We start from the raw sequence: 7,857 nt of genomic DNA on the forward strand, positions 1-7,857 counted from the left end.
ACGCGTCGAGACCCGTGGCGTCCGGGATGAGGTGGGCGGGGCACGGGATCGGCAGGCACTGCATGAGAAACATCATGGCAGGAGGCAAGGGCCCTTCGCCGCAGATCAGGAGGCGTCCCCAGCCGCACGTGATCGGGAGCGGTCAGAGGCGGGGGCGCCAGCAGGTGAACATGCACCGGTCGTCGCCTGCGGCGAGGCTGAAGGGCAGCGGCGCGGTCGAGGGAGAAGCTCTGGCCGGGGGCGAGCCTATGGATCGCCCCCGCCGTCTGCGGTGCCTCACCCCATCAGGCGATTCCGCTGCCGCCGCAGGGACCGATAAGCCTAATCATGCGCACCGATCCCGGGCTCGTGCCCGCCTGTGTCCGCGAGATCATCGACGGTGTCGTCGAGGCCGTCCGGACCGAAGACGCCCCGCGCGTGCGGGCCTTGCTCGACGATCTCGCCCAGGTCGCCGACCCCGCCGCCTTGCTCCTGCTGCGCAGTCGGCTCGCCGACGATCTGTCCTCACACGATGTGCCGGGGGGACTGTCGCGGTAACGCCCGCGTCAGCGCCGTGCCGCGGTGGACCCTCGGTGGAGTGATGGGTGAGCGAGGGGGGTTGCGGGCTTGCGTGCATGGTCGTTAGTCGGGGGTGACAGGCACACAGGCGTTCGTGAGCCCGACCGGTCGGCGGCGTAGGGCAGCCGGTGACGGTGCGGAAACGGGTCTGCGCGCGGACGATCCGCCGATCTTTGCGGCGCTGGTCGAGCGGTGGCGGCAAGCCGGGCGGATGCTGCCGGGGCAGGACGACCGCGAGTGGTCCGAACTGGTGTCCAAGGTGCCGGCCCTCGGCCTGACATCAGGGCAGGATGCCGGCCTTCCCTCCGGCGTCGTGCCGCCGCCGCAGTGGGCGGGCGCCGTCACTAGCTTCCGCCCGACCCCTGACACCACGGGGTCAGCCGGATCGGGCGGCCCTGGTTGGGCCCCGTCCGATCCGGTGCCCCAGCCCGGCACAGCCGCCCCTAGGCGACCCGGGGGCGGATGGGTCGCCTCCCAAGCGTCAGCCCGACGGCCACCGCTGTGAGCGCCTGGTGAGCGAGCTTGCTTGCCTGGCAGAGCGGGACAGCGGATCGCCAGGGCGCACTATGGCGGTGTCGGCTGTGCTCGCTTTCCTCCGCGGCCCCTGAACGGAACCCGAGCGCTGACCAGCAGGGCGCGGACGCCACCGTAGGAGCGGTCAGTGCGCTGCGCGATCTGGCGGATCGTTGCACCTGCCTCGTACATCTCTTTGAGCTGGGCGGCTGCCGCCGCTCGCGCCGGTCCGGTCAAGCGCGGCGAGCGCGTCCGCACCGACGGCGCTCCCGAAGCCGCGGTGTTCTTCGCGGCCGGTCTCTTCTGCGACATGCCCAAGATCCTCATCCGCGCGCCTGCCGAACACCGCGCATCCCATCGGCAACAGCCGCCGCTTGGCTTACTGTGGGAACGTGCGCAACTGGTCGGCCCCCCGCGAACTTCCCCCAGCGGCTACGGCCGCCGCGTCACCCGCGCGTGCTGCGACACGGGACGACGCGGCCGAGGCCATCGCGCAGCAACCGACCACGGTGGGAGCGGGGCACGAACCCGCTCCCACCACAGATCAGCGGTCGCCGTAGTAGGTGCCGAGGCTGCTGCGGTAGTCGGCGCTGCCGGCCATGGTGTCCGGGTCGTACTCGGGCGCGTCCTTGACCTGGTCCTTGGTGCGCCCGACATGGAGGGTCTCCTGGTCGTGGTCGACGCGGGTGATGGCGCCGGCGGGCACCATGACGTGCTTGCCGATGAGCCAGGGCTTGCAGTTGACCACGATGTACGCGGCGCCGACCTCGTCGGTAGCCTCGTCGACCTTGCCGATGTGCCCGTCGGTGGCCTCAACCTTGTAGCCGGTCAGGTCCGTGCCGGACGTGTACTGCGCGGCGGCGGTGTAGTCCCACATGCTCATGCGTGTCACCTTCCGTTTCTGCTGGTAGGGGGAGGGGCTCAGGTGTGGAGGTAGCCGTTGGTGCCGTCGTGGCTGTCGGCGTGTTCGTCGTCGAACCAACGGTCGCCCGCAGCGAGGTAGCGGAAGCCGAAGCACCGCTCGGCGGGCATCGCGATGCTCACCGCGCGGGTGCCGTCCGTGCGGGCGGCCAGCGGGTGGGCGCCGGGCTGCCAATCGTTGAAATCCCCCACGACACTGACCTGCGCGTGCGGGTGATCGGCGGGAAGGATGAAGGTGACCGTGGTGGTGTCCTTCGTCCGGGTGCGCTCCAACATGACGGCTACTCCTCCAGGCGGTGGGTGGTGAGGCCTGATGGATTCCCCGAAACCACGCAGAAACGGCGGCAGCCGGTGCTCCCCACCCGAACAGCCCAGCCCGCCCAGGCGGCAACCGGCTGACGCGGGCACTGTGCGCGCCGTGGCGGCTTGGCGCGCTGGCCGCCGGGGCATACGAAGTCGAGATGAGCCGGCCCCGGGAGGCGAAGCCCGGGGTCGACTCGCCCCCCGGCCCACCCGGCCGCTCCCTCACACCGGAGGAGAGCAGCTCAACCACCGGGACCATGCCCGGCACGACCATCACCGGACCACCGGGAGGGGGCCTGGGCAGGACGAATCAATGCCTGCACGGACCGCGGACGGCGGCCCTCAACGATCCGAACGAAAGCCCCGAGGAAACTGGCCGTGTGACGGCTACGCAATCCGATGGCCCGATTGCCGCGAAGGGGGCTCCCGTACGACCGGCCGGCCCAGCAGCCCGCAGTTGCCGGTAGGCATCGAGGCTGCCGACCGGTGCAGCGCGGTGCGGAAGCGGGGGTGAAAGGCCACCGCACCCTGCTGTAAGCCACGGGCAGCTGCTTGCCAGCATGACCCCCCGCACGGCCCACCCGACCCCGCACGACACGCCGCAGGACATCATGCGTTGCAGTTCTTCCAAACTCCCAGCAGGCGAAGCCTCGGGTTCCGTTCGCGACCTACCGGGCGTCCCCCGCACCAGCCCGTCCATCCAGTGGAGCACCAGCCAGCCACCCACCATGTCCCCAGTCGCTGAACAGGTCCACCCGGCCGCGTCCCACCACCCGTGACTGAGCAGCAGGTGCGTTGCCACCATGCTGGCCCCTGCCGTTCCGACCGCATCGGCCTGAGCGTGCCTCGGTCGGGGAGACCATGTGGGCAAGTCGCTCCCCGGGAGAGCTATTTGATGGAAAGCTTCCCCGGGAGGCACCGGTGGGTCGCTTCCTGGGCTTCTCCTTGTGGATTCTTTCGAGAACGGTCGTATGCTGATGGCTTCCTCCCAACCGCCAGGTCCGCAGCAGCCGACCGGTCCGGCGGGCCGCAACAACGACGGGGACGGTGCCGGGCAGGAGGGTCAGCCGCGCATGGCGGGATCCGTCCCGACTCGCCGCGGAATACGGCGCCGCACCGTCATACTCGCCGCTTCCGGAGCGGTGGCGGCAGCCGCGACGGCGGTCGCCGTGGTGGAGGTGACGCGGTCCTCCGGCTCGGACACGCAAGTACTGACCGGCCCCACCGGCTCCGTCTACGCGGTGGCGTTCAGCCCCGACGGCAAAACTCTCGCCAGCGGTAGCGGCAGCGACAGCAGCGAGGACAACGCCATCCGGCTGTGGGCGGTCTCCAGCGGACGCGGCATCGTCACCCAAACCGGCTTCCCCAGTTACCCCAACTACGTCCTTGCGGTGGCGTTCAGCCCCGATGGCAAAACTCTCGCCAGCGGTGGCGGCAACGACATCGACAAGGAGGCCGGGTACGCCGTGCGCCTGTGGGAGGTGGCGACCGGGAGCCTGAAAGCCACCCTCACCGGCCACAGCGGCAGGGTGACCTCGCTGGCCTTCAGCCCCGACGGCGCGACCCTGGCCAGCGGCAGCAGCGACACGACCGTCCGGCTGTGGGACACGACGCACGGACAGGTCACCGGCATCCTCGACCACCCCTATGCCACCGAGGTCAACGCCGTGGCATTCAGCCCTGACGGCAAAACACTCGCCAGCGGCGCCTACGCCAGCATCACGATGTGGGACGTTCAGAGCACCACACTCACCACCACCCTTTCCCTCCCGCAAACAGCCAAAGGACAGGAAGTCAGCTCGGTGGCGTTCAGCCCCGACAGCAAGATCCTGGCCAGCGCCGGGGGCGGCAACCGCGACACCGCCGACCACTCCATCCGGCTGTGGGACCTCTCCAGCGGACGCATCATCGCCACCCTCACCGCCCAACCCCCCACCAGCGCCGTCAATTCGATCGCGTTCAGCCCCGACGGCAAGACCCTGGCCAGCGGCAGCCGCACCCTCAGTCTGAGCAAGACCACCGACCACCCCGTTCAGCTTCGGGAGGTCTCCAGCGGACGCATCACCGACACCCTCACCGGCCACACCTCAGATATCAACGCGGTGGCATTCAGCCCCGACGGCAAGACACTCGCCAGCAGCAGCGACGACCACACCGTCCGCTTGTGGAAGCTCCAGTGAAGGCTCACCGACCACCGCGCAGTCCGCAGAGCCAGCCTGCGGTGGCCGAGAGCTGAGAAACGATGTGACGGTCCGGGACGGACCGTCACACACGGATGACCAACGGCCTGTCGAGGGCTTGCAGCCATCCGTGGGGCACGAAGCTGAACGGGGTGATGTGCTGCCACGACGGGGGATGGCAGTGCGGGCATCGCTTCGTACCATGGCGGGTCTTCTACACCTGCTGCGGCGTCCCCGCGCCTTTTTGCCCGCACTCTCCCCTTGCCTAGTCCGAGTGCCGGGTCACCTATGACCGGGACGCTTCCGACGGTGTGGATGGCGGGCGTGTTGGGCCTGGTGGCGATGAGAGCGCAGGGCTTTGGGGGGAAGAGGCGTTCTTCGTACCGGCCCAGGCCGAGGATGATGACGGGCAGCGATCAGGGGCGGCCCGGGGCCCGCCAGGACGAGTCGGCATCCTGGCAGGAACCTGGGGCGGCGGCAAAGACCGGGGCAGCGGCATGGCCAGTGCGGCATCTTCCCGCAGCGCTCCCGCGTGATAACGGACGCTCCGACTGGCCACACCATGCTTCGCCAACGCCTGCGGCAAAGGGCCACACGCGGTTGCCTCGAGCAGACGAACAGCCTGCTCACGTAGGGACGCGACGGCGGCGGTCTCTGTTTGCAACCGTGGCGCGATGGTGTCCAAGAGCGCCTCCAGCGCCGTATCGCCGACTGCGGCGCCGCGGTCCGCTTCATGGTGCACGCGATTTCTTCTGCCCCCGCCAGCCGAGGCCGTTCGGGCGGGCCCCTACGCGATCGGCGAGGAACCTCTATCGAATCCGGCGGCCGGCAGCAGTGACGAAACCAGAAGCACGAGCTCCGTCGGCGGCCGGAGAACGGGCTGGTTTCAACGCGTCCCCGCAGCGCGACACGGGCGCGAACGACTGGCCAACGGCTCGTCAAGCCCATCTCGAGACTGTCCGCTGGGCGCACGGGTCACCGCCCGTAGGGTTACGGACGATGCGGTCGGGCCTGGCAGGAAAGGGCGAAACCGCCAGGCCCGACCGGACCTCGATGTCGCACCCCATGAACGAGCAGCGCACGGTCCACGGCACGGGCGGCACCACCTCCGACCACCCGCATTCACCTGGACGGCCCCTGCCCCGCCAGCGTCCCGGGGCTGCGGCGCGTCATGCGGGCACTCGTTCGGCGGAACACCCGTGACCTGTGGCCAAGCAGGCCCGTTGGTGAAGAAACGCCGTGACCCTGCGGCGGACTCAACCCTCCCAAGGAGACTTTCGATGTCCCGTATTGCCAAGGCAGCCGCCATCACCGCCGTCGCCGGCGCCATCATGGCCACCGGTGCCGGCATTGCCGCCGCCGACGCCGATGCCCACGGTGCAGCCATCGGCTCCCCCGGCGTCCTGTCCGGCAACCTCATTCAGGTCCCCATCCACGTGCCGATCAACGTATGCGGCAACACCGTCAACGTCGTCGGTCTCCTGAACCCGGCGTTCGGCAACGTCTGCCAGAACATCAGCAGCGATGACGACGACCACAGCGACAACAAGGGCGACTGGGCCAGCCACGACGGCTACAACCACTGACCACCGTCCCACCACCATCACCCGGGCCGCCGGAACCCGGACGCCAGCCCGCACGGAATCAGGGACAGCACACGCCCCAGACCCCGTGACGCGTCCCCCGGCGGCCCCGGGCTCGGGACTGTAAAACGTTCGGCTCTGTTCTGTAGTCGGTGGTGACGTCGGGTGCCTGTGTGCTCAGCAGGATGCGGTGGCGGAGGAGCTCGAATCGGGCACGGCCGTGCATCTGCCGATTGATCCGCTTGGTGTGGGTGTTGACGCCTTCGGTGCGGCCGTTGCTCCAGGGGAGGGTCAGGCCGGCGTTGACGGCGGCACGGTCGAGTTCCAGGTCGTTGCATAAGCTGCGCAGTTGAGGCAGGGCTGCGCAGCGGGCCTGGGCGATCCATTCGGTGAGTTTGGAGTCGTTGCCGCTGGCGGGTGTCAGCAGGGCGGCGAAGTCGCTGATGAGGGCGGTGAGCTGGGTCATCTCGGGGCAAACCGCAGTGAGGAGGCAGAGCAGATCGGTGTCCTTGGTCCGCAAGTGGTCGGGGTACCCGATCATCCCGGGGCCACCACGGCTCACTGACCGCCGTTTATGACCCAATTCTTACGGTTTCATATTTGATCATGCAGGGTCATCGTGGAGGGGTCATGGTGGAAGCAGCGGTCGACGCATGACCCCATCCGCAACATTGCCGTCGGCGCGCCGCGCCACAGCACCGTGCCCCGGCACTCGGAGCGAGGTGCGGTCGACGCCCCTGAGGGCCCGGCGGGCAGCCGCCAGCCCGAACGCAGTGTGTGGAGGTCATCGTGAAACTCAAGGACGAGATGCCCGTTGATCACCGGCTCCGCACGGTGTACCGGGTCGGTGCGGGCCTGTGCGGTGTGGTCCTGCTGGTGTTCGGGATCCTAGGGCTGGTGGACCAGTTGAAGTTCCTGGACACCACCGGCCGCATGGTGGCCGGCCTGTCGAGCAACGGCCTGCTCAGCGTCCTGTCCCTGGCCTTCGGCGCGATCCTCATCGGCGCGTCGGTCGTCGGCGGGAACATCGCCTCGACCATCGAGATCGCTGTCGGCTCCCTCTTCATCCTCAGCGGATTCGTCAACCTCGCACTACTCGACAGCTCCTTCAACTACCTGGCGTTCCGCATCCCCAACGTCCTGTTCAGCTTCGCCATGGGCCTGCTCGTCGCCACCTTCGGCATGTACGGACGCGTCAGCGGCAGCCTCCCGCACGACAACCCCTACTGGCAGCAACGCCACCCCGAGGCCACCCGAACCACTCCCGACCACCCGACCCCGGCCCTGCCCGGCGGCCGATCCCACCGCGCCCCCCGCCTGCCCTAATCTGTCGTCGCCATGGCCCCCGGGACGTCCCGTGCGGGTGACCAACGCCTGCTGCTGCCAGAGCAACCCTCCCCCCGCGCCCGGCAGCAGTAGTCGGCCCCCGGGGCTCACTTGACTCGTGCAGAGAAGGAGGCACTTCTACCGTACTGACCTTGTGAAGGCCCCGGTGTTCGGACGAGCCCTTCATTTACTGGCCCAATCTGCCTATCTGCAGTGACAGTTGACGGGCATCGATAGTCGCCGCCAAAGCAGCCCATCCGACTGTCCGAGAGTCAGAGAATCGACACAGTCACGGCACGGCCGGGAGCAGCGCGGTCACGCTGGCCTCGATCAACTCGTGCTCTTAGGAGTGTTCCGGCGAGGACTACCCCTGCGGCGATTCCGTAGGACCAGGGTTGGAGTGTTTCGCTGGGGAGTGCCATGGCGTTGCCGATGTAGAGCACGGTGCCCGCGAGGGGGACGGCGAGCCATTC

The 7,857-nt window shown here is 68.8% G+C and carries 7 protein-coding genes and 1 pseudogene; 4 read left to right on the plus strand and 4 right to left on the minus strand.

Annotated elements, in window-relative coordinates; translation table 11 throughout:
- The first annotated feature begins 327 nt into the window (after positions 1 to 327).
- Positions 328 to 537 carry a hypothetical protein gene (locus C6N31_RS41745; protein ID WP_138353609.1) on the plus strand — a complete coding sequence of 70 codons (210 nt, stop codon included), beginning with the start codon at positions 328 to 330 and terminating at the stop codon, positions 535 to 537.
- Positions 538 to 1,122: 585 nt separating this feature from the next.
- On the opposite strand, the gene C6N31_RS44845 is transcribed toward C6N31_RS41745, so the two are convergent.
- The 3 genes from C6N31_RS44845 to C6N31_RS41755 all read right to left on the minus strand — a co-directional run bounded on the left by C6N31_RS44845 (position 1,123) and on the right by C6N31_RS41755 (position 2,268).
- Complete coding sequence (locus C6N31_RS44845; RefSeq protein ID WP_438817453.1) at positions 1,123 to 1,398, minus strand: helix-turn-helix domain-containing protein; 276 nt, start codon at positions 1,396 to 1,398, stop codon at positions 1,123 to 1,125.
- Positions 1,399 to 1,615: 217 nt separating this feature from the next.
- A complete protein-coding gene (locus C6N31_RS41750; RefSeq protein ID WP_138353607.1) occupies positions 1,616 to 1,954 on the minus strand; it encodes a PRC-barrel domain containing protein in 339 nt (112 codons plus the stop codon).
- Between the two features lie 38 nt (positions 1,955 to 1,992).
- Positions 1,993 to 2,268: an isoamylase early set domain-containing protein gene (locus C6N31_RS41755; RefSeq protein WP_138353606.1), complete on the minus strand. Its 276-nt coding sequence runs from the start codon at positions 2,266 to 2,268 to the stop codon at positions 1,993 to 1,995.
- Between the two features lie 1,100 nt (positions 2,269 to 3,368).
- Here C6N31_RS41755 and C6N31_RS41760 point away from each other — a divergent pair.
- Complete coding sequence (locus C6N31_RS41760; protein ID WP_187145081.1) at positions 3,369 to 4,475, plus strand: WD40 repeat domain-containing protein; 1,107 nt, start codon at positions 3,369 to 3,371, stop codon at positions 4,473 to 4,475.
- Positions 4,476 to 5,755: 1,280 nt separating this feature from the next.
- Positions 5,756 to 6,061 carry a chaplin gene (locus tag C6N31_RS41765; RefSeq protein ID WP_198359576.1) on the plus strand — a complete coding sequence of 102 codons (306 nt, stop codon included), beginning with the start codon at positions 5,756 to 5,758 and terminating at the stop codon, positions 6,059 to 6,061.
- A gap of 172 nt (positions 6,062 to 6,233) precedes the next feature.
- On the opposite strand, the pseudogene C6N31_RS41770 reads toward C6N31_RS41765, so the two are convergent.
- A pseudogene (locus tag C6N31_RS41770) lies at positions 6,234 to 6,587 on the minus strand (transposase); the annotation flags it as partial.
- Positions 6,588 to 6,847: 260 nt separating this feature from the next.
- Here C6N31_RS41770 and C6N31_RS41775 point away from each other — a divergent pair.
- Positions 6,848 to 7,384 carry a DUF4383 domain-containing protein gene (locus C6N31_RS41775; protein ID WP_187145080.1) on the plus strand — a complete coding sequence of 179 codons (537 nt, stop codon included), beginning with the start codon at positions 6,848 to 6,850 and terminating at the stop codon, positions 7,382 to 7,384.
- Positions 7,385 to 7,857 lie beyond the last annotated feature (473 nt).

This window comes from Streptomyces fildesensis (genome assembly GCF_016107395.1).
GTDB classification, from domain to species: domain Bacteria; phylum Actinomycetota; class Actinomycetes; order Streptomycetales; family Streptomycetaceae; genus Actinacidiphila; species Actinacidiphila fildesensis.

Coding starts and splice junctions, on each gene's coding strand:
- C6N31_RS44845 (WP_438817453.1), bottom strand. CDS start 1,398: ATGAGGATCTTGGGCATGTCGCAGAAGAGACCGGCCGCGAAGAACACC.
- C6N31_RS41755 (WP_138353606.1), bottom strand. CDS start 2,268: ATGTTGGAGCGCACCCGGACGAAGGACACCACCACGGTCACCTTCATC.
- C6N31_RS41745 (WP_138353609.1), top strand. CDS start 328: ATGCGCACCGATCCCGGGCTCGTGCCCGCCTGTGTCCGCGAGATCATC.
- C6N31_RS41760 (WP_187145081.1), top strand. CDS start 3,369: ATGGCGGGATCCGTCCCGACTCGCCGCGGAATACGGCGCCGCACCGTC.
- C6N31_RS41750 (WP_138353607.1), bottom strand. CDS start 1,954: ATGAGCATGTGGGACTACACCGCCGCCGCGCAGTACACGTCCGGCACG.
- C6N31_RS41765 (WP_198359576.1), top strand. CDS start 5,756: ATGTCCCGTATTGCCAAGGCAGCCGCCATCACCGCCGTCGCCGGCGCC.